Raw genomic sequence first — 24,835 nt, 5'->3', positions numbered from 1 at the left:
TGCCTCGCCGAGGGCGACGCCCGTCAGTCCTCCATGCCCTCCACGCCCTCCTCGGGCTCACCCGCCACCACCAGCCGGCGCAGATGCTCCGCCACCTCGCCGCGCGCCTCCGCGGGCAGCCCGGCGTCCGTCACCAGCGTGTCGACCTGCTCCAGCGCGGCGAACGAACTCAGGCCCACCGTCCCCCACTTGGTGTGGTCCGCGACCACCACGACCCGCCGTGCCGACTGCACGAGCCGCCGGTTGGTCTCGGCCTCCGCCAGGTTGGGCGTCGACAGGCCGGCCTCCACCGATATCCCGTGCACCCCGAGGAACAGCACATCGAAGTGGAGCGCCGCGATCGCCTGGTCGGCCACCGGGCCCACGAGCGAGTCCGACGGCGTACGCACCCCTCCGGTCAGCACGACCGTCGCCGCGCCCTGCCGCGGGCCCGAGGTGCGCTGCGCGGCGTGGAAGACATCGGCCACCCGCACCGAGTTGGTGACCACCGTCAGGTCCGGCACGTCGAGCAGATGGTGCGCCAGCGCGTACGTCGTCGTCCCGCCCGACAGGGCGATCGCGCTGCCCGGCGACACCAGCTGTGCCGCGGTCCGCGCGATGTCCTCCTTGGCCGTCAGCTCCAGGCCCGACTTGGCCTCGAAGCCCGGCTCGTGCGTGCTCGCCTCGACCACCGGGACCGCGCCGCCGTGCACCTTCTCCAGCACGCCCTGCCGTGCGAGCGCGTCCAGATCACGGCGCACGGTCATGTCCGACACGCCGAGCTTGCGGGTCAGCTCGTTCACCCGGACGCCGCCGCGACGCCGCACCTCGTCCAGGATCAGGGCGCGCCGCTGCTCCGCGAGGAGGTTCTGATTCTCACTCACGTACGCTTCGGTTCCTTTCGTCCAAGGGCCGTCCGACACGCCCCGCAGACCCACTCCGACGAGCACATTCTCCCCGGCCCACTGCGCGGACGACCCATCCTTTCACGGCTCGGCGCCGGCGTGTCACCGGCTGTCCCGTCGCGCGCATGCCACTTGTGTCCCATCCGTTGTCCTTCTGTCACCCGGATCGGGGAGATTCGGTGACAAGAGGTGTGCGGCCCCTGCGGAGCGGAGATCCTTACGCCCGCACGGACAGAAGCCGACGGCGCGTCACGGGGGAAGTGCGAGAACAGTGGAACGTGTCTTGTCCGAGGGGGCGGACGGACCCGCCCAGAAGCCCGGAGAACCAGGCATCGCCCTGGAACTGCTGGTCCACGGCGTCGGTGGCGCCACGCCCGAGAAGATGCTGGACGATCCGCGGACGGTGCGGATCACCGGCGACGACACGGCGGCCGTCTTCCGCCGCGCCGACGACGCCGACGCGGAGACCGGCCCCCGCGACCACCGCGACGAACCGGTGCCCGAGGCCTACGTCTGGTGCAACCTCACCTCCGGCAACAGCGCCCGCGCCCTGTGGCTGCTGTTAATGCCGTTCATGGTGGTCAACCTCGCCCACTGGATGCGGCCCAGGGCCCGGGGCCGCGACCGCACGGTACGGCTGTACGGGCTGCTGGTGCGGCTCACCGGACTGACGCTGACGGTGCTGCTCGTCGCGGCCGCCTGCGAGGTCGCCCTCGACCTGACGGCATGGCAGTGCGCGGGCAGGCCCGCGTGTACCGAACGGCACTCCTGGCTGGGCTTCCTGTCACCGGAGGCCGGCGGCTGGTGGAGCCTGCCGGGCCGCCGACTCGCGCTCGCCGCCGTGGTGCCCGCCGGACTCACCGGCCTGCTGTGGTATCTCTCGCGCCGTACGTGGAGTGCGTACGAGTCCCAGCAGCCGATGGTCCGCACCGTCGAGCCCGACGAGGACACCAGCCGCACCGCCCTGGGTCGGCCCGGCTTCTGGTACGGGCGGCGCCTGGTGGCCCGGCTGCGGGCCGCGCACACCGCGGCGGGCCTGCTGACGGTCGCCGCCGCGGTCGGCACGTCGGCGGCCCGCTTCGACCGCGGGCCCGGCGGCCCCGCACTGCTCGACACCCTGGGGTGGCTCCTGGTCGGGGCGCTCGTCGCGTGCGCCCTCGCCGTCGTGTGGGTGATCTGCCGCCGGGGCCGCAGCGAGAACCGCCTCGACCAGGAGCTCGACGAGCACCTCGTACGACGGCTGCCGCTCGCCTCGCTCGTCCTGCTCGTGCTCGCCATGGTGTACGCCGGGTGGGAACGCCAGGGCTGGGAGTCGGCCGGCCGGCTGCCGGGCGACGCGACCTTCGGCGGCATCGCCCTGCTCCAGGGTCTGCTCGTCATCGTCCTGGCCGGGGTCGCCCACGTGCTGTACCGCACCCACCCCGACCCCCGCGCCGCGATGTACGGCTTCGGTGGACCCGCCGTGGCGATGCTGGCCTGCGCACTGGGCGGGGTGATGTCCGGCGGCCTCGCGCAGCGGGTGGCGGACTGGCTGGACGGCACGCGCGCGTCCATCCCCGGTCCGCCGGTCCTGCTGACCTGGCAGTCGTCCGTGATCCCGCCGCTGCTCATCGTCCTGCTGGTGTTCTGCGGCTCGCTTGCGTGGCAGACCTGGCGGCTGTGCCGCGCCGAACTGGGTGCCGTGCGCCCCGACCAGCCGGGCGACCCGCAGGACCCCACCCGCACCCGCCGTATCGCGAACACCCGCGCCATGGCGACCCTCACCGACCGCGCCCCGCTCCTCGTGGCCGTCATCTCCACCACGACGCTGCTGCTGGGCGCGGGGGCACTCGTGGGCGCCATGGTGTCCGACAAGGTGCCGAGCAAGGCCACCGGGTCGACGCACCCCTTCCTCCACGGCGCAGCCGAAACGGCCCAGGCACTGGGCTCCTGGCTGATCAGCCTCGGCTTCATACTGTTCGTCACCTGGGGCCGACGCGCCTACAAGGACGCCTCCGCCCGGCGCACCATCGGCATCCTGTGGGACGTCGGCACCTTCTGGCCGCGCGCCGCCCACCCCTTCGCCCCGCCCTGCTACGCCGAGCGGGCCGTGCCCGACCTGACCTGGCGCATCGCCACCTGGACCCGTGCCACCGGCGGACGACTGGTCATCTCCGGCCACTCCCAGGGCAGCGTGCTCGCCGCCGCGGCGGCCTGGCAGCTCACCCCGTCCGCACGCAAGCGGGTCGCCCTGCTGACATACGGCTCCCCGCTCGAGCGCCTCTACGGCCGCTGGTTCCCGGCCCACTTCGGCCCGGCCGCCCTCAGCTCCCTGCACCACGACGTCGACTGCTGGCGCAACCTCTACCGCCTCACCGACCCGATCGGCGGCCCGGTGGGCCTCGCCGGCGACTGCGGCCCCGAGGTGGACCGCGACGCCCTGGAGGACCCCCTCGCCTACGGCCGCACGGACACGCATCCGCTGCCCGCCCCCATCCTCGGCCACTCCGACTACCAGGCCGACCCGGCGTTCGCGGAGGAACGCGAGCGGCTGCTGGCCCGGCTGCGGCCGGAGCTGCCCGGACCGCGCCGGGAGGGGGAGGAGGGTCAGGGCGAGTCGGGCAGATCCTCGGCGTAGAGCAGCGTCAGATCGTCCGTGCTCGGCTCCTCGAACTGCGCGACCCGGCTCGCGTGCCGCTCCACCATCGCCTCGAAGGTCTGGCGGGCGGTACGGCCGTTGCCGAAGGCGGGGCCCTTGGGGATCGCCGTGAAGTACTTCAGCAGGGCTTCCGAGGCGCCCGGGGCCAGCCGGTACTCGTGCTCCTCGGCCTGCTGCTCCACGATGCGCAGGAGTTCTTCGGGGTTGTAGTCACTGAAGGTGATGGTCCGCGAGAAGCGGGAGGCCACGCCCGGGTTGACGGACAGGAAGCGTTCCATCTCGGCCGTGTAGCCCGCGACGATCACCACGACCGCGTCCCGGTGGTCCTCCATCAGTTTCACCAGCGTGTCGATGGCCTCCTTGCCGAAGTCCCGGCCCGAGTCCTCCGGCGACAGCGCGTACGCCTCGTCGATGAAGAGCACGCCGCCGCGCGCCTTGTCGAAGGCCTCCTGGGTGCGGATCGCCGTCGAGCCGATGTGCTCGCCGACCAGATCGACGCGGGACACCTCGACGAGATGACCCTTCTCCAGCACGCCGAGCGAGGCCAGGATCTCGCCGTACAGACGGGCCACCGTCGTCTTGCCGGTGCCGGGGGAGCCGGTGAAGACCAAGTGGCGCTTGACGGATGCGGCCTTGAGGCCCGCCTGCTGGCGGCGCCGGCCCACCTCGATCATGTCGGTGAGCGCCCGTACTTCGCGCTTGACGCTGTCCAGGCCGACCAGCGCGTCGAGTTCACCGAGGACGGCCTTCGAGGTCCGCGTCGGCTTCTCGGGCTGGGTGGCGGCGACCAGCGGCTCCTGCTCGGTGGTGCGCTGCCCCGGGATCGCGCCCAGCAGGCCCGGCGACTGACTGACCGTCTGCACCACCGTCTCGCGCGCCGCGGGCGGCTTGAAGCCCCCGCTCTCGTCGCTGCTGCAGTCCTCCACGACCGGACCGGTACCGGCCGCGTCCGGACCGCCGTCGGCGAACTCGTACCCGCCGCGCGCACACCGCTCCGTACGGCACTTCTTCAGCGTCGTACGGCAGCCGTCGATCACATGGAAGCCGTAGCCGCCGCTGCCCGTCACCCGGCAGTTCAGGAAGCTGCCACGGCCGCCCGCCGACACATAGAAACCGGCTTCCGCGGGGGAGTCGACCGTGCACCGCTCGATGGTGGGGTCGGCGCCCTTGGTGACGATCACGCCCGTCTGCATGCCGTCCAGCGTGCAGCCGTTGAGGGTGCCGCCGCTGCCGTGGTCACGGAACCAGGCGCCCGTCGCCGCGTCCCGGATACGGCAGTCGTCGAGTTGCGCGGTCGCGCCGTCACTCACCGACACGGCCGTGTTGCGCACCTGGGAGATGTCGCTGTCGACGACGTCCGCGCGGGAACCGCGGTCCAGGACGAACAGCGCATCCGGCACGTCGTGCACCCGGCAGGAGTCGAGGACCGCGGTGGCGCCGTCGCTGACCCACACCGCGGGATAGTCGCCGGTGCTGTCGAAGATCTCGCACTGGTTGGCGTCCACGCGGGTGCCGGGGTCCCACACCGACAGTCCGTTGCGGCCGAACTGACGCACCGTCGTGCGGGTCAGCGTCAGCACGGAGCGCGAGCGCAGATCGACCGCGTTCTCCGGGATGTCATGGATGCGGCAGTCGGCCAGGGTCAGTACGGCGTCCGTATCGAGGGTGACCCCGTCGGCGGTGGTGCGGTGCACATCGCAGTCGGTGAGATGTGCCGTGGCCCGGCCGGTGATCTGCACGCCGCTGCCGCGGACCTCGTACACCTCGCAGCCCACGGCCTCCAGCGCCGAGTTCTCCCCGGTCGCCGTCAGGCCCGCGCCCGACGTGTGGTGGACGCGGCAGCGCTCCAGACGCGGATGGGCGCCCCCGCGCACCGCGACCCCGGACTGGCCGGCCGAGACGACCTCGCACTCCTCGAACACCCCGCCCCCGCCGTCGAGTACGGCGATGCCGATGCCGGCTGGGTTGTCGACGGTGCAGCGCCGCACCGTCGGCCGGGCGCCGCCGCGTACCTCGATGCCGGCCGCGGACCGTGTGACGATCCGCACGTCCGACAGCTCGGGTGCGCCTTCCTCGACGAGCAGCGCGGGCGCGGCCGCGTCCTGGCCCTCCACATGCAGATCCTGTACGACCGCGGAGGCGCGCACGGTCAACGGCACACCGTCCACGGGCGCGATGCGGACGGAGCCGGGGGAGCCCTCAGGGCCACGTAGGGTCACCGCCCGCTGCACCACGAGGTTCTCCCGGTAGGTGCCTGGAGCGACGGTGAGGACATCGCCGTCGGTCGCGGCCTCCAGGGCGGCGGCGAGCGATGCGTACTCACCCGTGCGGCGGCGCCACCGCGATGTGCCGGTGTGCGTCACCTGGACCGTGCCCTGTGCCATGGCGTTGCTGTGCCCCCACCTCGGTCGTACTGATGGCTCGTTCGCCGTCGGGGCGCTTCAGCCGCCCCTGCGGCTCGCTCGCGCGCGGGTTGACGCCGAAGAGAGTTCGGCCGGTCCACCGTAGCGTGCGCGCAGGCAGTGGGTTGACCAGAGCCGGAAGGCCGTCAACTGCCGGTGCCGGTCCGGCCCCAGTCGGGGCCCGCTCGCTCCCATGCCTGGTCCCAACGGGCGTACCGGCGGCGGACCATGCGCCAGACGATCAGCCGCCTGGAGCCGTCGACCATGCCCGCGGTGAGCAGGGTGGCGCCGAATCCGGCGAGGACCGCGTGCGTCGTCGCCGTGGCGGCGTCCAGGGGGCGGGCCATGACGCGGCCGTGGGCGTCCGTCCAGAGCATGAAGCGGTCGCCCGCTTGCGGGTCTTCGAGCTGGGCCGTGACCGGCCCGTGCTGCGCGGTGCCGTCCGGGGCGGTCCAGTCGGCGAGGACGCGACTGCGTGTGTCCCGCGCGGGCGAGGTCTCGGGGTCGGCCTCCAGCGCGGAGCCGTTCAGCTTGCGCACCACGGTCGCCGTCACCGGATGACGCGACTCGCGCTGGTCCCGGACCGACTGCTGGAGCGCGTCCTGAGCGACACCGCCGATCACGCAACCCGCCACGGGTGCGGCGATCAGGATGAGCAGCAGGGCCACCAGGGCGGCCCAGGCCTCGGCCAGATCGGTCGTGCGGCGCAGCGGGTTGTGCCGCCAGCGCCAGAGTCCGCTGATGGTTCGCACGGTTCCCGCACCCCCTTCCCGCTCCGTGATAACCCCCGGCTGAGCCGTTCACGCGGGGGCCCGGTCAAAGAGAGAGCGAAATCACCCCCGATCGGGCCTCTCATGAACTTCTCACGAAATCCCACCATCCCAACGTGCCGCCCCCCGAGCCGAGTTCCCGCCCGCCGGGCGGCAGCGGATCACTCTCGGTCCAGTATCCTGACCGGGTCGCCGACCCGGATCGTGCCGCGGGACTGGGGCACCAGGTTCTGCCCGAAAACCAGCTTGCCGCCGAGGCGGCGGTGCCGGCCGAGGGTGTGGAGGGGCTCGCTGCCGCGTCCGGCGGTGGCCTGGTCGGTGGTGGTCACGACGCAGCGCCCGCACTTCTTGGCGACCCGGAAGACGACCTCGCCGATGGCCAGGCGTGACCAGTCGTCCTCGGCCCAGGCGGCGGTGCCCGACACCACCACGTTCGGCCGGAAGCGGTTCATGGGCAGGGGGCCCTCGTCCGGGTGATCGCCCTGGGCGATCAGGGAGTTGAGGGCGTCGAGCGAGGCGGCCGAGGTGAGCAGCAGCGGATAGCCGTCGGCGAAGGTGACGGTCTCGCCCGGCAGCGCGTACTCGGGGTCGACGGGCCGACGCGTGGCCGGGGCGTCCATGTGCACGAGGCGCACTTCGGCGCCGAGATAGTCACTGCACCAGGCGTGCGCCGCCGCGTCGGCGGCCGGAAACGCGTCGACCTTGTCGCGGAAGATCTCCATCGTCACCGCGCCGATGGGCTCCGGGACGGCGACCGTCAACGGATCCATACCGGGTGCGGACAGCCGAACGCCGCCGCCGGGCACCAGCTCGGCGGCGGCCATCGCCAGGCGTGGCTGCCGGCGTTGCGTGACGACCTTTCCCCCGTCGTCCATCAGCGCCCAGCGTCGGTCTCCGGCCAGGCCCCAAGGCTCCACGAGGGCCTCCCGGGGCGACTGGCCCCGGACCGACTTGACCGGATGAACATGAATCGACTGCAGCTGCGCGTTCCCCATGGCCCCATCGTGCCAGCCGGAACCGACAGCTCCGCTAGAGGATCAGTAGCCGCCGCCGCGGTACTGCTGGTTGTTGTACGGGTCCTGGTACGGAGCAGGGTTGGGCCGGGGAGCCGCGGGGCGCATCGCCTCGTAGCCCGTGCCGGGCGCCATCGGGCGCGGCTGCTGCTGTTGCGGACCGGGATAGCCGCGGGGCGCGCCGGCCTGCTGCGGGATGTAGGCCGCGGGTGCCTGTTGCAGCGGAGCCGGCTGCTGCGCCTGCGGGTAGCCGTAGGAGGGCTGGGACGGTGCGGCCGGGAGAGCCGGCAGCGCCGACGGCAGCGCGGGCAGGTGGTTGCCCGGCATGTCGTACGCCGCAGGGACCCGGATCGGTGCGATCTGCGGGGTACCCCGCTCGGCGACGAGCTTGTCGTAGATCGGAGTGTCCGGGAAGGAGGCGGAGTAGTAGCCGCCGCCATAAGTGGAGCGGGGGGAGGTCATGGCACATAAGTTAAGCCCACGATGTGCTGGTTGGGGAGACCGATAAGAGGGTTGTTTTCCGTGTCGGCCGTGACGCGGGATCCCCAATGCGAGCGAACTTGGCAAAAAGGGGCGGTGGTGAGGGCTCGGATCCCGTAAAGGCCGAGTTCCGCGCAGGTTACCGGCGGTTGGACAGCGATCTTCCTGCCCTCCTCATGGGAGTTGGCCGTGCTGGAGAATAGGTTGGTCGAGTGGGACAGAACCCAATGGGCTGCCGGGGCATGACGACCTGGCACGGTGACTCGTGATGGGGGCGGACATGTCAATGCCTAAAGGATCGAATGCTCCGGTGCCGACGACAGCACTGCGGGTCGAATTGGGCCGGCGTTCCGGCCCGGGAGTGCCCGACGCGGACGCGTCGGCACTGCTGCTGGTCGGCGGAAAGGTCCGGTCCGACGCCGACTTCGTCTTCTACAACCAGCCGGCGCACTCCTCGGGCGCGGTGCGTCACGAAGGCAAGCGGGACGCCGACGGCCTGGTGATCGACAGTCTCCTGGTCGACCTCGCGCGCGTGGAGCCCGCGATCGAGACGGTGGTCCTGGCCGCATCCGTCGACGGAGGTACGTTCGGACAGGTGCCGGACCTCTACATCGAGGTCCGCGATGCCGCCCAGAACACCGTGGTCGCCCGCTTCGACAGCACGGGCGCGACGGTAGAAACCGCTTACGTGCTCGGTGAGTTCTACCGCCGCCAGGGCGCCTGGAAGTTCCGCGCCGTCGGCCAGGGGTACGGCAGCGGACTCGAGGGCCTCGCCACGGACTTCGGCATCACGGTCGACGAGCCGCAGCAGGCCGCCCCCACTCCGCCGGCGCCCGTCGCGACCCCGGTGACCACGCCGCCACCCCCTCCTGCGGCGCCCCCCGCGGCACCGGTCAGCCTCAGCAAGGTGACGCTGACCAAGGCGTCGCCCTCGGTGTCGCTGACCAAGCAGGGCGGCACCTCGGGCGCGATGCGTGTGAACCTCAACTGGGAGGTGCGCAAGCAGTTCTCCGGCTGGGCCAGCAAGCTGGGCCGTGCCGTCGCCATGCACTCCGACCTCGACCTCGACCTGTGCGCGCTGTACGAACTCACCGATGGCAGCAAGGGAGTCGTCCAGGCCCTGGGAAACGCCTTCGGCGCGCTGCACCAGCCTCCCTTCATCCACCTCGACGCCGACGACCGCACCGGCGCCATGGCCAGTGGCGAGAACCTCACCGTCAACCTCGACCACAAAGAGGCCTTTCGGCGCATCCTCATCTTCGTGACCGTCTACGAGGGCGCGCGCTCCTTCGCCGACCTGCACGCCACGGTCACCCTCACTCCGCAGCACGGCGCCCCGATCGACTTCTCGCTCGACGAGTGCACCGTCCCCTCGACGGTGTGCGCCCTCGTCCTCATCACGAACACCGGCAGCGACCTGGTCGTCCAGCGCGAGGCTCGCTACCTGGTACCGGAGCGCGGGGTCAGTCCGCAGCGGACCGTCGACTACGCCTACGGATGGGGCATGAACTGGACGCCCGGAAGGAAGTGACAGGGCTTCAGCCCTCGTCGGGGACGGCGCCCGGACGTGCGTAGGTGCGCCCCTTCCAGGCCGCGCCGCGCCCCCGGTAATGCTGGACCGCGGAATCGACCGTCATGAGCAGATACAGGAACGCGGTGAACGGCAGCAGCGGCGCGAACCACAGGGGCTGCCGGTAGTAACGGAGCATCGGGATGTACGTCCCCGTCATCAGCAGCCACGCGAGGGCACCGGCGACCGCGGCGCCCGCATCGCCTGCGGCCAGTCCCCAGAGCAGGGCCGCGGGCGGCACCAGATAGACCAGCGCGAGCCCCGCGACCGTACCGGCGAGCAGCAGCGGATTGTGCCTCAACTGCGCGTACGCGCTGCGCGAGACCATCCGCCACAGGTCGTACAGCCGTGGATACGGGCGCACGCTGTCCACCCGCTCCGCCAGCCCCAGCCAGATGTGACCTCCGCCGTCCTTGACGGCACGCGCGAGTGCCACATCGTCGATGACGGCGTGCCGGATGGCGTCCGGGATCCGGGCCCGCTCGGCCACCTCGGCCCGCAGCAGCACACAGCCGCCCGCCGCGGCTGCCGTCCGCGACCCCTTCTTGCCGATCCGGCGGAAGGGATACAACTGGGCGAAGAAGTACACGAAGGCGGGCACGACGAGCCGCTCCCACGCACTCGCCACCCGCAGCCGGGCCATCTGGGAGACCACGTCGAAACCTCCGGCGTGCGCTGCCGCGACCAACTCCCGCAGGCTGTCCGGGGCGTGGGCGATGTCGGCGTCCGTCAGCAGCAGAAACTCGGGGTCACGCGCGCGTGCCAGGCCGATGCCGTGGCGCACCGCCCACAGCTTGCCGGTCCAGCCCGCGGGCGGCTCACCCGGCGAGGAGACGGTCAGCGGCAGCCCGCCGTGCCGCCGGGACAGCGCCCGGGCCAACTCCCCGGTGCCGTCCGTGCTTCCGTCGTCGATCAGGAACACCTCCGCCCGCCCCGGATAGTCCTGGGCGAGCAGCGACGGCAGACTCTCGGGCAGTACGGCCGCCTCGTCCCGGGCCGGGACGACGACACAGACAGCGGGCCAGTTGGCCGGTTCGCGACGCGACGGCAGGCGTACGTCCGTACGCCAGAAGAAGCCCTGGCCCAGCAGCAGCCACAGCCAGGCGACCAGTGATGCGGCGGCGGTCCACGCGATGGCACTCACCCGCGCAGTCTGCCCCACCGCTCCGGTGCCATACGGCCCATCGTCTATCGTGGCCGGGTGAAGATCGCGCTCATGGACTCCGGAATCGGTCTGCTGGCGGCCACCGCCGCGGTACGGCGTCTGCGACCCGACGCAGATCTCGTCCTCTCCCTCGACCCCGACGGCATGCCCTGGGGGCCCAGGACCACCGAGGACCTCACGGAGCGCGCCGTCGCCGTCGCCGAGGCGGCCGCCGCCCACCGGCCCGACGCCCTGATCGTCGGCTGCAACACCGCGACCGTCCACGCGCTGACCACCCTGCGCGCCCTGCTCGAGCCCGGCATTCCGGTGATCGGCACCGTCCCGGCGATCAAGCCGGCCGCGGCCGGTGGCGGCCCCTTCGCGATCTGGGCGACGCCGGCCACCACCGGCAGCCCCTACCAGCGCGGCCTGATCCGGGACTTCGCCGACGGTGTGACGGTCACCGAGGTGCCCTGCCCCGGCCTGGCCGAGGCCGTAGAACACGCGGACGAGGCCGCCATCACCGCCGCCGTCGCCGCGGCCGCCGCGCTGACCCCCGACGATGTAACGACCGTCGTCCTGGGCTGCACCCATTACGAACTGGTCGCCGAACGCATCCGCACCGCCGTGCAGCGCCCCGGCCGCCCGCCGCTCGTCCTGCACGGTTCCGCCGGAGCGGTCGCCGCCCAGGCGCTGCGCCGGATCGGCGAGCTGCCCGCCCCGGATGCCGCCGCGAACGGCACCCTGACGGTGCTGCTGAGCGGACGCGAGGGCGCGCTGCCCACGCCCGCCCTGGCCTACGAGGAGGGCCGGCAGCTCCAGGCGATCAGCCCCGCCCGGTGACCGACCGGCCCAAAACCGACGCCTTTGCTCCGGCGGACGTCCGCCTGGCGCAGTCACCCTGTGCGACGCGGTACCCGCGGAGCGAAACCTGAGTAACCTCATAGCCATGAGGGACCACCCCCGTGATGCGCACGATCCGCACCACCCCGACGTCTGGACCGGACGTGCCACGAACCGGTTCCAGTGGCTGCTGGCGCTCGTCGGGGCGGGCTGTATGGCACTCGGTATCGAGCTCGCCGTCGACTCGGCATGGACATCGGGTATCGCTCCGCTCGTCATGGCCGTCGTCGGCTGTATCGCCGCGGGACTGCTGGTTCTCTTCGGCACCCTGGCCTTCGTCCACGTCGACCTGAAGCTCGACAAGGAGTGCGTCGAGGTCCGCTGCGGCCACATGGGCGTGCCCCGTCGCCGCATTCCACTGACCCATGTCGCAGGCGCCGACTTCGACCCGCAGATCACCCCGCGGCACTGGGGCGGCTGGGGTTACCGCTGGCGGCCCGAGAAGGGCACCGCGGTCGTCGTACGGCGCGGCGAGGGCGTGGTGCTGCGGCTGTGGGACGGCCATACGTTCACCATCACGGTGGACGACGCGGAGGCCGCCGTACGAGCCATTCGCGCCCGGTTGCGGCCGAACGCGCCCGGACCGGTGCACTGACCTCACGCGCGCGGACTGTTCCTTGGCGTCATGGCGTCAGGCGGTCACCGCGCGGGCGGGTGTCCCAGGTCCGCTGAGATGGCTCGTCGGTGAGCGGGCGTGCCGTTGCCAGGCCCGCCAGCAGGCCGGCGCCCACGGACACGGCGGTGAAGCTCAACGCGTTGCCGACCGCGGCGATCGCCGCCAGCGCGGTCAGTGCGGCGCCCGCGCTGAGCGCGACCGGAGTGGAACGGGGAGTGCGCCACAAGGCGTACAGGACCCAGCCGAAGACGACCGCCAGCAGGACCACGCCTACGACACCCTGTTCGGCCGCCTGCTGCAGCGGGGCGGAGTGCGGTTTGCCGTCGGACAGCAGCGTCTGGGTGGCCGTCGTGCTGAGCTCACCGAAACGCCCAGGCCCGACGCCCACAGCGGCATCCTCGCGGACCATGTGCAGGGCGTCGTGCCACAGCTCGATCCGGTGCCGGGTCAGCTGACCCTCCAGGTATACGGCGAACCCGTTCGGGACCGCGTTCCCGGCCACCGCCCAGGGCAGCCCTGTCACCAGGACCGTCACCAGGCCCAGCCCTGCGATACCCAAGCCGCGGCGCTGCATCCGGCCCGCGGCGAGCGAGCACAGCAGCACCGCCACGCAGAGGACGAAACCGGTGGTCGAGCCGAGGGCGGCCGCGGTCACCGCGATCCCGGCGGCCAGCCCGCGCAGGGCGAGCCGCAGCGGCGGAGCCGACGCGGCCCACGCCGCGCAGCACGCGGAGCCGGCGGACAGGATCAGTACCGCGGCGGTGGCGCCGGCGTGACCGAGCGGCGCGACGATCTCGGGCCCGGGCGCCAGGTGCGGAACGGCCACCGTCAGGGCCAGTCCCGCCAGCGCCGCGGCACAAGGCGCGGCGACCGGCAGGAGCGCCCCGCAGATCCGCCCCGCGGCATAGCCGGCCGCCACCGCCAGGATGGCGAGCAACACACCCTCGGGACGACCGCCATGCACCGTGGCTGTGATCAGCGACCAGACCGCGCAGGCCCCGAGCGCCGCGACACCCGCCGCGTCCGAAACGTTTCGCCTGTCGCCGACCTCCTCCGGACCGGCCGCAGACGTCATCCCCGTGGAACCCACCCCGCCCCCCGAACCCGGTCCCCCGACCTGTGACGTACCCCGGCCGTCCCGACTGGAGCGGTCGCACGACAGGGGCTCCGGCACACCGTAACGGCTGATGAACGATTTGTGGATGAGTTGCGCCGAGTTGTGCGGGAACGATGCGGCGCCCGAGCTGGGAGAACGCCCGTACCGTCCCGTGGACCGCGCTGTCGGCGGCAAGGTCACCCGCCGTACACTCCCGGAGTGACCGTCACCGCAACCTCCGTGGACGAGTCGGACCAACTGCAGCCGCAGAACGCGCCCGCCTCACGCCGAGCCCGCCTCGCGCGCCTCGTTCCGGCCGCCGTCGCGGCGCTCTCCGGAGTGCTGCTGTACGTCAGTTTTCCGCCGCGCACCCTGTGGTGGCTCGCCCTGCCGGCCTTCGCGGTCTTCGGCTGGGTGCTGCGCGGCCGGAGCTGGAAGGCGGGCCTGGGCCTCGGCTACCTGTTCGGCCTCGGCTTCCTGCTGCCGCTGCTGGTGTGGACCGGCGTGGAGGTCGGCCCCGGGCCATGGATCGCGCTGGTCGTCATCGAAGCGCTCTTCGTGGCTCTGGCCGGCGCGGGCATCGCCGCGGTGTCCAGGCTGCCCGCGTGGCCGGTGTGGGCGGCCGCCGTGTGGATCGCCTCGGAAGCGGCTCGCGCGCGTGCGCCGTTCGAGGGCTTCCCCTGGGGCAAGATCGCGTTCGGCCAGGCCGACGGGATCTTCCTACCGCTCGCCGCGGTCGGCGGCACCCCGGTGCTCGGCTTCGCGGTCGTGCTGAGCGGCTTCGGTCTGTACGAGGTCGTACGCCTGTCGCTGGAGACTCGACGCACCCGCGCTGTCCGGCGTGGCGCCGCGGCCCTCGCGGTGCTGAGCGTCGCCGTCCCGGTGCTCGGGGCCGTGGCCGCCCGGCCGCTGGTCACCGACAAGGCCGAGGTCGGCACCGCGACCGTCGCCGCCATCCAGGGCAACGTGCCTCGGGCCGGGCTGGAGTTCAACGCCCAGCGGCGGGCGGTGCTCGACTACCACGCGCGCGAGACGGAGCGGCTGGCCGCCGAGGTCAAGGCGGGCAAGATCGCTCAGCCCGACTTCGTGCTGTGGCCCGAGAACTCCTCGGACATCGACCCGTTCGCCAACGCCGACGCCCGAGCCGTCATCGACCGGGCGGCCAAGGCGATCGGCGTGCCCATCTCGGTGGGAGGCGTCGTGGAACGGGACGGCAAGCTCCTCAACGAGCAGATCCTGTGGGACCCGGTCAAGGGCCCCATCGACACCTACGACAAGCGGCAGATCCAGCCGTTCGGCGAGTACCTGCCGCTGCGCTCGCTCATCGGGGCCATCAACAGCGACTGGACGAGCATGGTCCGCCAGGACTTCAGCCGGGGCAGCGAGCCCGGCGTGTTCACCATGGACGGCGCCAAGGTCGGCCTGGTCACCTGCTACGAGGCCGCCTTCGACTGGGCCGTGCGCTCCGAGGTCACCGACGGCGCGCAGATGATCTCCGTACCGAGCAACAACGCGACCTTCGACCGCAGCGAGATGACCTACCAGCAACTAGCCATGTCCCGCGTCCGGGCTGTCGAGCACAGCCGGACCGTCACCGTGCCGGTGACCAGCGGGGTGAGCGCGATCATCATGCCGGACGGGAAGATCACTCAGAGGACGGGCATGTTCGTCGCCGACTCGCTGGTCCAGAAGGTGCCGCTGCGCTCCTCCGAGACGCCCGCCACGAAGCTGGGCATCCTCCCGGAGATCGCCCTGGTCCTGCTCGCCGCGGGCGGGCTCGGCTGGGCCGTCGGGGCCGGTGTGCGCGGGCGACGCGCTCGTGACGTGTAGGCGTACGCCGTCGTAACGCCCCCGGGGTGAGCGACCGGGCCCGTTAGGGTCAGTCGCATGGCTACTCCTGACTTCATCAGCGCGATCCGGGCCTCGGCCGGCCAACAACTGCTGTGGCTCCCCGGAGTCACCGCCATCGTCTTCGACGACGAGGGCAGAGTGCTGCTGGGCCGTCGTACCGACACCGGCAGGTGGTCGGTGATCGGCGGCATCCCGGACCCGGGGGAGCAGCCCGCGGCCTGTGCGGTGCGGGAGGTCCACGAGGAGACCGCCGTGCGGTGCGTCGCCGAGCGGGTCGTTCTCGTTCAGGCGCTTGATCCGGTCACCTATGGCAACGGCGACATCTGCCAGTACATGGACATCACCTTCCGCTGCCGGGCCGTCGGCGGTGAGGCGCGGGTCAACGACGACGAGTCGCTGGAGGTGGGCTGGTTCGACGTGGACGCCCTGCCCGAGCTGAACGAGTTCGGACTGCTGCGGATCAAGCAGGCACTGTCGGACGCACCCACATGGTTCGACCCTATGAGCTCCAGCTGAAGTATGGGTGCTGAGCACATGTGGCGACGTGTCGGTGCTGCCTAGGGTCGTGCCATGACGGCTAGCAGCGCCCTAACGGGACCCCACGCTCCCTCGCTCGACCTCGGCGGCCGTACCGCCCTCGTCACCGGCGCCGCCGGCGGCATCGGCCGCGCCTGCGCGCTGCGGCTGGCGCAGGCCGGGGCCAAGGTGAGAGCGGTCGACCGGGACGCCGAGGGCCTGGAGGCGCTCGCCGAAGGGGCCCGGGGCCTGGCGGGCACGGTCGAGCCGCATGTCCTCGACCTCACCGACCTGGACGCCGCCGAACTCGCCGCGGCGGGCACGGACGTCCTGGTCAACAACGCCGGGCTGCAACTGGTCCGCCCCATCGAGGAGTTCCCGCCGGACGTCTTCCACACGGTACTCACCGTGATGCTGGAGGCACCGTTCCGGCTCATCCGCGGGGCCCTGCCCCATATGTACGGACAGGGCTGGGGCCGCATCGTGAATGTGTCCTCCGTCCATGGGCTGCGCGCCTCGGCTTTCAAGTCGGCCTATGTGGCCGCCAAACATGGACTGGAAGGCCTGTCCAAGACCGCGGCCCTCGAAGGGGCGGCACATGGCGTCACCTCGAACTGTGTGTGCCCCGCATATGTGCGCACCCCACTGGTCGAGCAGCAGCTCGCCGATCAGTCCCGGGCGCACGGCATTCCCGAGGAGCGCGTGCTGTCCGAGGTGCTGCTGCAGGACAGCGCGGTGAAACGGCTGATCGAACCGGAGGAGGTCGCCGAGGCCGTGGCGTATCTGTGCGGCCCGCAGGCATCCTTCGTCACGGGCACCTCCCTCGTCCTCGACGGCGGATGGACCGCCCACTGAGCGAGCCGGTGCCGCAGGCCTGCCGGGTTGTCCACAGGGCTGACGGGGCGACGGTGCGATGGGGAATCCTGTGACCATGTCCCGCGATCACGTGCAGTCCGCCGAACGCTCCGCCACCGGTGCCGGAGCGACCGTCGGCAGCGCCGAGGCACCCTTCCTCGAGCTGCTGGCCCGCGGTGCCTCGGCCGAGGCCTACGAGCAGCCGGTGCTCCTCGCCCGCGCCGAGGGCCGCCCCGCCGAGTGGATCGCCGCGCTCGAGCGGGCCAAGCTGACCGCGCTGCGGGTACGCGCGGAGCTGGAGGGACGGCGCCGACGCGAGGCGGAGCTGTCCGCGCTGTTCGAGACGGCCCACGACCTGGCGGGCCTGCGCGACCTGGACGCCGTCCTCCAGGCGATCGTGCAGCGCGCCCGCTCCCTGCTCGGCACGGACGTCGCCTACCTGAGCCTGAACGACCCGGAGAAGGGCGACACCTACATGCGGGTGACCGAGGGCTCGGTCGCCGCCCGCTTCCAGCAGCTGCGGCTCGGGATGGGGGAGGGGCTCGGCGGCCTCGTCGCCCAGACGGCCCGGCCGTACGTCACCGAGGACTACTTCAAGGACGACCGCTTCCAGCACACCGTCACCATCGACGCGGGTGTGCGGGACGAGGGCCTGGTCGCCATCCTCGGGGTGCCGCTCATGCTCGGGCACCATGTGATCGGTGTCCTGTTCGCGGCCGACCGGCGCGCCCGGGTCTTCGAGCGGGAGCAGATCGCGCTGCTCGGCTCCTTCGCCGCGCTCGCCGCGGCCGCCATCGACGCCGCCAACCTGCTCGCCGAGACCCGGTCGGCCCTGGCCGGCCTGGAGAAGGCCAACGAGATCATCCAGGACCGCAGCGGCGTCATCGAGCGCGCCTCCGAGGTCCACGACCGGCTCGCCGAACTCGTACTGCGCGGCGGCGGGGTCCACGACGTGGCGGCCGCCGTCTCCGAAGTCCTCGACGGAACCGTCCAGTTCACCGAGGCGTCCGCCGCACCCGCCGAGGCTCTGGAGGCATCCCGGTCCGAAGGACACGCCGTGCGGCACGCCGGCGACTGGATCGCCGCCGTGGCCGCCGGTGGCGAACTGCTCGGTGCGCTCGTGCTGCGCGGCCATCCCGGGCTCGACCCCGTCGACCAGCGCACCCTGGAGCGCGCCGCGACGGTGACCTCCCTGCTGCTGCTCGCCCGGCGCTCCGCCGCCGAGGCCGAGCAGCGCGTCCGCGGCGAACTCCTCGACGACCTCCTGGACGCCCGCGACCGAGACCCCCGCCTGCTGCGCGAGCGTGCGGCGAGACTGCAGGCCGACCTCGACGCCACCCATGTGGTCCTCGCCGCCCGCCTCGACGGCGTCGCCGCCGACGCCGACCAGGAGGCAGCCGCCCGCCGGCGCCTGTGGGCCGCCGCCTCCCACCTGGCCGCCACCCGGCACGGACTGGCCGCGGCCCGAGACGGCGGCACGGTCCTGCTGCTGCCCCTCGACCAGGGGGACACCGCCACCGAACTCGCCCGCCGCACCGCCGTACACCTCGGCACGGCCGTCCACGAGGCGGTCACCGTCGGCGCCTCCGCCGCCGTGGCGAATCTCGCCGCCCGCCCGGACGCGGTGGCCGCCGCCTACGAGGAAGGCCGCCGCTGCCTCGACACGCTGCGGCTGCTCGGCCGCCACGGCGACGGATCCGCCGCGGAGGACTTCGGATTCCTCGGACTCCTCCTCGCCGGGGACCGGGACGTCGCCGGCTTCGTCGACCGCACCATCGGCCAGGTGGTCGCCTACGACGAACGCCGTGGCACCGACCTTGTGCGCACCCTCGACGCCTACTTCGCCTGCGGCATGAGCCCGGCTCGCACCAAGGACCATCTCCACGTCCATGTGAACACGGTGGCCCAGCGCCTGGAGCGCGTCGGGCGTCTCCTCGGCGACGACTGGCAGAGCCCGGCCCGTGCCCTGGAGATCCAACTCGCCCTGCGGCTGCACCGGTTGTCGGCAGCGGCAGCGAAGTGACGGCCCCGCACGCACGGGCGCACGGGGCCGTCCGTCTCACCGCACCGCCGGTCGATCAGGCGGTACGCGCGTCCGCCGGAGGCGCCGCCGCGGGCTCCGCGTCATCGGACGGCTCGACATCCAACAGGTCCCGATGGCGGGTCTCCTTGGCCACGCCGACGGCGACGATCGTCACGACGGCCGCGCCGATGACGTACAGGGAGATCGGTGTGGAGCTGCCGTAGTCGGACAGCAGCGCGGTGGCGATCAGCGGCGCCGGCGCGCCCGCCGCGACCGAGGCGAACTGGGCGCCGATGGAGGCACCCGAGTAGCGCACCCGGGTCGCGAACATCTCGGAGAAGAAGGCGGCCTGCGGCGCGTACATCGCCCCGTGCAGCACCAGGCCGACCGTCACGGCGAGGATCAGGTTGCCGAAGCCGCCGGTGTCGATGAGCGAGAAGAACGGGAACATCCACAGCCCGACTCCGGCCGCGCCCAGCAGGTACACGGGCCGGCGGCCGATCCGGTCCGAGAGCGCGCCCCACAGCGGAATCACGGCGAAGTGCACGGCGGAGGCGATGAGCACGGCGTTCAGCGCGGTCTGCTTGGAGAGGCCGGCCGAGGTGGTGGCGTAGACGAGGATGAACGCGGTGATGACGTAGTAGCTGATGTTCTCCGCCATGCGTGCGCCCATCGCCACCAGCACATCGCGCCAGTGGTGCCGCAGTACGGAGACGAGCGGCAGCTTCTCGGCCGCCGCGTCCGGGGTCGCCTTGCGGGCCTCCGCCTGCGCCAGCGCCTGCTTGAAGACCGGCGATTCGTCGACAGACAGACGAATCCACAAACCGACGATCACCAGCACACCGGAGAGCAGGAACGGGATCCGCCACCCCCAGCTGCCGAACGCGCTGTCCGACAGCACCGCTGTCAGGAAGGACAGCACACCGGTGGCCAGGAGCTGCCCTGCGGGCGCCCCCGTCTGCGGCCACGAGGCCCAGAAACCGCGACGTCGTGCGTCACCGTGCTCGGACACCAGCAGCACGGCCCCGCCCCACTCGCCGCCCAGCGCGAAGCCCTGGACCAGGCGCAGCACGGTCAACAGCACCGGAGCGGCACTGCCGATGGTCGCGTGCGTGGGCAGCAGCCCGATCGCGAAGGTCGCCCCACCCATCAGCAACAAGCTCAGCACCAGCAGCTTCTTGCGCCCCAGCCGGTCGCCGTAGTGCCCGAAGACGAGCGCGCCCAGCGGACGAGCCGCGAATCCGACCGCATACGTCAGGAACGACAGCAGCGTGCCCACGAGCGGGTCGGAGTCCGGGAAGAACAGCTTGTTGAAGACCAGAGCGGCGGCTGAGCCGTAGAGGAAGAAGTCGTACCACTCGATGGTGGTGCCGATGAGGCTGGCGGCGACGATGCGCTTGAGGTTCGCGGGTGGTGGTGGAGCGGTGGTTCCGGAGGCCATGTGCGCCACTTCCTCGTGTGCGGTGGGGACGGGTACGTGTTGGCACACCGTAGGAAGGTGCAGGTCAGGGTCACATGTGGTGGGGCAACATAGTTCGGGGCGTGGCTATGCGTCGGACCACCATGCCCGCGCGTGGGGCCCGGCGGGCTTCCCAGCCGTCTACGCCGCCGTTTACGCCGGAGGAGGAGCGGAGGTCCGGCGCGGCACCAGGGTGGGGGAGAGCTTGACCTGTGTCGATGCCTTCTGGCGGTCGGTGATCCGCTCGAGGAGGAGGCGGGCGGCGTTCGTGCCGATCTCGGTGCCCGCCTGGTCGACGCTCGTGAGCGAGATCGGGCCGAAGGAGGCGAAGGTCGTGTTGTCGTAGCCGGCCACCGAGATGTCACCGGGAACGGACAGCCCGGCTTCGGTGAACGCCTCCAGCACCCCCATGGCAACGATGTCCGCGCCGGCGAAGACCGCCGTGGGCCTCAGAGGCCGGGCGAGGAGTTCCTTCGCGCCCTCGTACCCGCCCTGCTGGGTGTAGCTGGTGGAGACGATGTCGATCTCGTCCGCGAGGCCGACGGACCGCATGGCCTGCCGATAGCCGTCCGCGCGCTGGGCGTTGGGCATCTCCGCGATGCGCGTCGGGTCGGTTTCGTGGTGCTCGATGTGGGCGATCCGGCGGTGCCCGAGGCCGGCGAGGTGACGGACGACGAGGAACGCGCCTGCCACGTCGTCGTCCGTGACGGCGTCGTACACCGGGGAGTGCCCGTGCCGGCCGACGACCACGGTCGGGACGGCGGAGGCGACGTGCTCGAGATGGGCGCGCGGTGAGATGGGCGCGATCAGGATGAGCCCGTCCATCCCGCGATCGATCATGGCTTCCGTGACGCGGGCCTCCGCCTTCTCGTCATTGCAGCCGCCAGGCCCCAGGAACACCTGGTAGTCGGTGTCCGCGAGCCAACCGGTGATCCCGTCGAGGATCTCGGGGAAGAAGGGATTGCGGATGTCGGGCAGCATCACACCGATGGTGTACGTCTGTCCGCGCAGCCCCCGAGCGGCCGCGAGCGGCCGGTAGCCCAGCTCGTCGATCGCCCGGCGCACCTTCGCGCGCATCTCGGGGCTGGCGCCGTAGGCGTTGCGCAGCACCTTGGACACAGCGGTCGTGGACACCTGGGCGTGACGCGCGACGTCGACGATCGTGACGCGGCGCCGCGCTGCTGGCGGCTCCATCCGGGCGCCCTCCGGCGTAGTGGGAAACGTTGCCGCAGAGTGTACGGACGAAGGCGCAGTTCAGTAAGGCGATGTTCAGGGTCGAGCCGCCCTTGTCGCCGTAACAGCAGCGCAGCTTGCGCGGCATCTTGACGTCATGCGGGACGCTCTCTAGGGTCTGGCAGCACCCTGTGGGCAACGTTACCCACGAGCCGGGATCGGGCCATCCGTACTCGGTACCGGACCACATCCCCAAGACATGACAGCCGGCCGGCCGCCGTACGGCGTCGAGTCTCCCGAAGCTCTGATCGCGCCACTCTTTGAAACGTTTCAAGGAAGAGGTCCGCCTGTGACCCTGGCCCCGCACGAGCAACTGACGGACCACAACCGCACGTCCCGCACCACGCCGGTGGCCAAGGCGCACCGCCCCCGCAACAACCCGCCCTGGTGGTTCGCACTGCCCGCACTGCTGCTGTTCGCCTTCGTCGTCCTGGTGCCGAGCGTGCGCGGCGTGTACTACGCCTTCACCGACTGGGACGGCCTCGACCCGGACTTCTCCTACGTCGGGTTGGACAACTTCGCCGACATGGTCGGCGACGCCGATGCCCAGCAGGCCATCTGGCACACGCTGCTGATCGCCGTGTCGATCACGGTCATCCAGAACGCGCTGGGTCTTGCGCTGGCTCTCGGGGTCAACGCGGCCATCAAGTCCCGCAACGTACTGCGGGTGTTCCTGTTCGCCCCGGCCGTGATCACTCCGATCGTGACCGCCTACCTGTGGCGGAACCTGCTCGGCCCGGACGGGGCGGTCAACAGCCTGCTGGACGCGGTGGGACTGGGCAGCTGGCGCCAGGACTGGCTGGGCAGTCCGAGCCTCGCGCTGTGGTCCGTGGTCGCGGTGATCGTGTGGCAGTTCGCGGGCTACTCCATGGTCATCTTCCTGGCAGGGCTGCAGTCGGTGCCGAAGGAGATCCATGAGGCCGCGGAGATCGACGGAGCCGGTCCTGTACGGCGCTTCTGGTCGGTGACCCGGCCGCTGCTGGCTCCCGCGTTCACCGTCAACCTGATGCTGTCGATCATCGGTGGGCTCAAACTCTTCGACCAGGTCTACGCGCTGACGGGCGGCGGGCCCGGGCACGCCACCGACACCATCTCGACGTTGATCTTCAAAGACGCCTTCACCCTGGGCGAGTTCGGCTACAGCATCGCCCTCGCAGTCGTGCTGACGATCATCGTCGCGGTCGTGTCCAGCGGTCAGTACCTGCTGCTGTCCCGCAACGAGAGGGCCGTGTCATGAACCGCTACCGTCCCCGCACGCTCGCCCTCGAACTGGCGATGATCGCCGCCGCGCTCTTCGTGGGCTTCCCCGTGTACGTCCTCGTCAACCTCGCGGTGCGACCCACGTCGGACACGTCCTCGCCCATCGAACCGACCTCCTCCCCGACCCTGGACAACTTCTCGCAGGCCTGGCAACAGGGCGCGCTCGGCGGCGCGTTGGGCAACAGCGTGCTGGTGACGGTGTGCAGCGTCGCCATCGTGCTGGCCGTCTCCTCGCTCGCCGCCTATCCACTGGCCCGCGTCACGGCCCGCTGGTCACGCGGCACCTACCTGCTGGTCCTCCTGGGCCTGGTCCTGCCCTTCCAGCTCGCCTCGCTGCCGCTCTACCAGACCATGCGCGACATGGGGCTGCTCGGCACCCCTTGGGCCCTGGTCCTCTTCTACTCCGGCCTGCAGGTGCCCTTCACCGTCTTCCTCTACGTCGGTTTCCTGCGCGCCCTGCCCCGCGACTTCGAGGACGCCGCCCTGATCGACGGCTGCACACCCTTGCAGGGCTTCCGGCACGTCGTGCTGCCGATGCTCAAGCCGGTCACCGTGACGGCTCTCGTGCTCAACACCGTCGCGGTCTGGAACGACTTCTTCACCCCGCTGCTGTACCTCAGCGGCAGCGCCCAGCAGACCATGCCGGTCGCGATCGCCGGCTTCGTCGGCCAGTACGTCACCGACTGGAACCTCATCTTCGCCGCCCTGGTGATCAGCATCCTGCCCGTCCTGATCGTCTACTTCCTGCTGCAGCGCAGCATCATCAACGGCTTCGCGGGAGGGCTGCGGGGATGACTCACGACACCCGCCCGACACCCACGGCCGTGGCCCCTTCCTCGAGGGAGACATCATGAAGACACGTACACCGGCGGTCCTGCTGGCCGCGGTGACAGCCACCGCGCTCCTCGCCGCATGCAGCGGCGGCACCAAAGCGGGCGACTCGGGCGGCGGTGGTGGTTCCAAGACCCTGACGCTCGCCTCGGTCGACCAGGGCTCCGTCGAGGACGTGGTCAAGGCGTTCGAGAAGGCCAACCCCGGTGTCAAGGTCCGCTACACCACCAGCGGAGCCGACCAGTACCAGCAGCAGATCCGCACCCAGCTCTCCTCCGGCACGGCACCAGACGTGATGTCGGTCTGGCCGGGCAACGGCAACCCCGGCGCCACCCACGTCCTGGCCGAGCCCGGTTACCTGCGTGACCTTTCGGACCAGGCTTGGGCCGCCAAGATGCCCGACGCGATCAAGACCGTCGCCCAGTACGAGGGAAAGACGTACAACGCGATCTTCGGGCAGAACGGGATCGGCGCGGTCTACAACCAGCAGGCCATGGAGAAGGCGGGGCTCACCCCGCCGGACACCTGGACGAAGCTGCTGGCCTTCTGCCGGGACGCGAAAGCCAAGGGAACTCCCGCCTTCGCGCTGGGCAACCAGGACAACTGGGTGACCCAACTCGTCCTGTACGCCCTGGTCGCCACGACCGTGTACGGGGACGACCGCGATTTCGACGAGAAGATGCAGGCCGGTGAGGCCACGTTCGCCAAGTCGCAGTGGACCACCGCCCTGGACAAGTACCTGACCATGGAGAAGACCGGCTGCTTCCAGAAGAACCCGCTGGGCACCAACTACGAAGCCAGCCAAGGCCTCGCCGCCACCGGCAAGACGCTCGGCATAATCCAGGGCAACTGGGTGATCGCCCTGCTCAAGGGGAAGAACCCGCAGGGCACGTACACCTTCAAGGCGCTGCCGGCCACTGACGAGCCGTCCGCGACGCTCATCCCGGCTGCCGCGGGTGCCGGTTACGGAGTGAACGCCAAGGCGAAGAACGAGGATCTCGCCCTGAAGTTCGTGAACTTCGTGATGTCGCCCGAGGGCATGAACCTGTTCGTCAAGAAGCAGGGCGGCCTGCCCTCACTCCCCGACACGGGCTATGCGGTCGACTCATCCCTGACCGAACTCTCCACGTTCATCCAGGCGGACCGCACGGTCCCGTTCATGGACCAGTTGTGGCCCAACGCCAAGGTCCAGCAGACCATGCTCAGCGGGCTCCAGGAGATCTTCAGCGACCAGTCCACGCCCGACAAGCTCCTCGGCGACATGGACGCCGACTACAAAGCCGGAAGCTGA

20 protein-coding genes are annotated in these 24,835 nt (G+C 71.3%); 11 read left to right on the top strand and 9 right to left on the bottom strand.

Going from position 1 to position 24,835, the window contains the following annotated elements; all coding sequences use genetic code 11:
- Positions 1-23 precede the first annotated feature (23 nt).
- Complete coding sequence (locus KCH48_RS31315; RefSeq protein ID WP_210578669.1) at positions 24-863, bottom strand: DeoR/GlpR family DNA-binding transcription regulator; 840 nt, start codon at positions 861-863, stop codon at positions 24-26.
- 292 nt (positions 864-1,155) lie between these two features.
- Here KCH48_RS31315 and KCH48_RS31310 point away from each other — a divergent pair, with 292 nt between their 5' ends.
- On the top strand, positions 1,156-3,501 hold the full coding sequence (locus KCH48_RS31310) for a hypothetical protein (protein WP_210578667.1): 2,346 nt from the start codon (positions 1,156-1,158) through the stop codon (positions 3,499-3,501).
- Here the strand turns inward: KCH48_RS31310 and KCH48_RS31305 are convergent.
- The 4 genes from KCH48_RS31305 to KCH48_RS31290 form a co-directional block, all read right to left on the bottom strand.
- Complete coding sequence (locus tag KCH48_RS31305) at positions 3,471-5,906, bottom strand: right-handed parallel beta-helix repeat-containing protein (protein WP_210578664.1); 2,436 nt, start codon at positions 5,904-5,906, stop codon at positions 3,471-3,473. The genes KCH48_RS31310 and KCH48_RS31305 overlap by 31 nt on opposite strands.
- Before the next feature lie 164 nt (positions 5,907-6,070).
- The gene (locus KCH48_RS31300; RefSeq protein WP_210578662.1) at positions 6,071-6,676 is read right to left on the bottom strand and encodes a hypothetical protein; all 606 of its coding nucleotides are present in this window, start codon (positions 6,674-6,676) and stop codon (positions 6,071-6,073) included.
- Between the two features lie 179 nt (positions 6,677-6,855).
- Positions 6,856-7,689: an MOSC domain-containing protein gene (locus tag KCH48_RS31295; protein ID WP_210578659.1), complete on the bottom strand. Its 834-nt coding sequence runs from the start codon at positions 7,687-7,689 to the stop codon at positions 6,856-6,858.
- Between the two features lie 42 nt (positions 7,690-7,731).
- Positions 7,732-8,169 (bottom strand): DUF6643 family protein, encoded by a 438-nt coding sequence (locus tag KCH48_RS31290; protein WP_210578656.1) that lies wholly within the window; start codon positions 8,167-8,169, stop codon positions 7,732-7,734.
- Between the two features lie 304 nt (positions 8,170-8,473).
- Between KCH48_RS31290 and KCH48_RS31285 the strand changes: the two genes are divergently transcribed.
- The gene (locus tag KCH48_RS31285) at positions 8,474-9,718 is read left to right on the top strand and encodes a TerD family protein (RefSeq protein ID WP_210578653.1); all 1,245 of its coding nucleotides are present in this window, start codon (positions 8,474-8,476) and stop codon (positions 9,716-9,718) included.
- Positions 9,719-9,725: 7 nt separating this feature from the next.
- Here KCH48_RS31285 and KCH48_RS31280 read toward each other — a convergent pair whose 3' ends face one another.
- The gene (locus tag KCH48_RS31280; RefSeq protein WP_307841002.1) at positions 9,726-10,901 is read right to left on the bottom strand and encodes a glycosyltransferase; all 1,176 of its coding nucleotides are present in this window, start codon (positions 10,899-10,901) and stop codon (positions 9,726-9,728) included.
- A 57-nt stretch (positions 10,902-10,958) separates the two neighbouring features.
- On the opposite strand from KCH48_RS31280, the gene KCH48_RS31275 reads away from it, so the two are divergent.
- Together KCH48_RS31275 and KCH48_RS31270 are read left to right on the top strand one after the other, a co-directional pair.
- Entirely contained in the window at positions 10,959-11,744 is a 786-nt protein-coding gene (locus KCH48_RS31275; protein WP_210578647.1) for a glutamate racemase, read from the top strand.
- 106 nt (positions 11,745-11,850) lie between these two features.
- Entirely contained in the window at positions 11,851-12,399 is a 549-nt protein-coding gene (locus KCH48_RS31270) for a hypothetical protein (RefSeq protein WP_210578644.1), read from the top strand.
- A gap of 28 nt (positions 12,400-12,427) precedes the next feature.
- Here KCH48_RS31270 and KCH48_RS31265 read toward each other — a convergent pair whose 3' ends face one another.
- Positions 12,428-13,495: an O-antigen ligase family protein gene (locus KCH48_RS31265; RefSeq protein ID WP_210578632.1), complete on the bottom strand. Its 1,068-nt coding sequence runs from the start codon at positions 13,493-13,495 to the stop codon at positions 12,428-12,430.
- Positions 13,496-13,735: 240 nt separating this feature from the next.
- Between KCH48_RS31265 and lnt the strand changes: the two genes are divergently transcribed.
- From lnt to KCH48_RS31245, 4 genes are all read left to right on the top strand, one after another.
- Complete coding sequence (gene lnt / locus KCH48_RS31260) at positions 13,736-15,346, top strand: apolipoprotein N-acyltransferase (protein WP_210578629.1); 1,611 nt, start codon at positions 13,736-13,738, stop codon at positions 15,344-15,346.
- Between the two features lie 57 nt (positions 15,347-15,403).
- Entirely contained in the window at positions 15,404-15,883 is a 480-nt protein-coding gene (locus KCH48_RS31255) for an NUDIX domain-containing protein (RefSeq protein WP_210578627.1), read from the top strand.
- 54 nt (positions 15,884-15,937) lie between these two features.
- Entirely contained in the window at positions 15,938-16,738 is an 801-nt protein-coding gene (locus KCH48_RS31250; RefSeq protein ID WP_210578625.1) for a 3-hydroxybutyrate dehydrogenase, read from the top strand.
- 76 nt (positions 16,739-16,814) lie between these two features.
- Positions 16,815-18,761, top strand: coding sequence for a GAF domain-containing protein (locus KCH48_RS31245; protein ID WP_210578615.1), 1,947 nt, complete (start codon positions 16,815-16,817; stop codon positions 18,759-18,761).
- A gap of 55 nt (positions 18,762-18,816) precedes the next feature.
- On the opposite strand, the gene KCH48_RS31240 is transcribed toward KCH48_RS31245, so the two are convergent.
- On the bottom strand, positions 18,817-20,202 hold the full coding sequence (locus KCH48_RS31240) for an MFS transporter (protein WP_210578612.1): 1,386 nt from the start codon (positions 20,200-20,202) through the stop codon (positions 18,817-18,819).
- 171 nt (positions 20,203-20,373) lie between these two features.
- On the bottom strand, positions 20,374-21,414 hold the full coding sequence (locus tag KCH48_RS31235) for a LacI family DNA-binding transcriptional regulator (protein WP_210578610.1): 1,041 nt from the start codon (positions 21,412-21,414) through the stop codon (positions 20,374-20,376).
- 328 nt (positions 21,415-21,742) lie between these two features.
- Here KCH48_RS31235 and KCH48_RS31230 point away from each other — a divergent pair, with 328 nt between their 5' ends.
- From KCH48_RS31230 to KCH48_RS31220, 3 genes are read left to right on the top strand one after another with little or no spacing between them, the layout of a single operon-like run.
- The gene (locus KCH48_RS31230) at positions 21,743-22,690 is read left to right on the top strand and encodes a sugar ABC transporter permease (protein ID WP_307841001.1); all 948 of its coding nucleotides are present in this window, start codon (positions 21,743-21,745) and stop codon (positions 22,688-22,690) included.
- Positions 22,687-23,508: a carbohydrate ABC transporter permease gene (locus KCH48_RS31225; RefSeq protein ID WP_210578606.1), complete on the top strand. Its 822-nt coding sequence runs from the start codon at positions 22,687-22,689 to the stop codon at positions 23,506-23,508. The genes KCH48_RS31230 and KCH48_RS31225 overlap by 4 nt, the downstream gene beginning before the upstream one ends.
- 55 nt (positions 23,509-23,563) lie before the next feature.
- Positions 23,564-24,835 (top strand): ABC transporter substrate-binding protein, encoded by a 1,272-nt coding sequence (locus KCH48_RS31220; protein WP_210578596.1) that lies wholly within the window; start codon positions 23,564-23,566, stop codon positions 24,833-24,835.

The sequence above is a fragment of the Streptomyces sp. GESEQ-4 genome, from assembly GCF_017948455.1.
GTDB lineage: Bacteria > Actinomycetota > Actinomycetes > Streptomycetales > Streptomycetaceae > Streptomyces.
The sequence above is the reverse complement of the archived record's forward strand: the minus strand, read 5'-3'. Positions and strand labels throughout refer to the sequence as shown.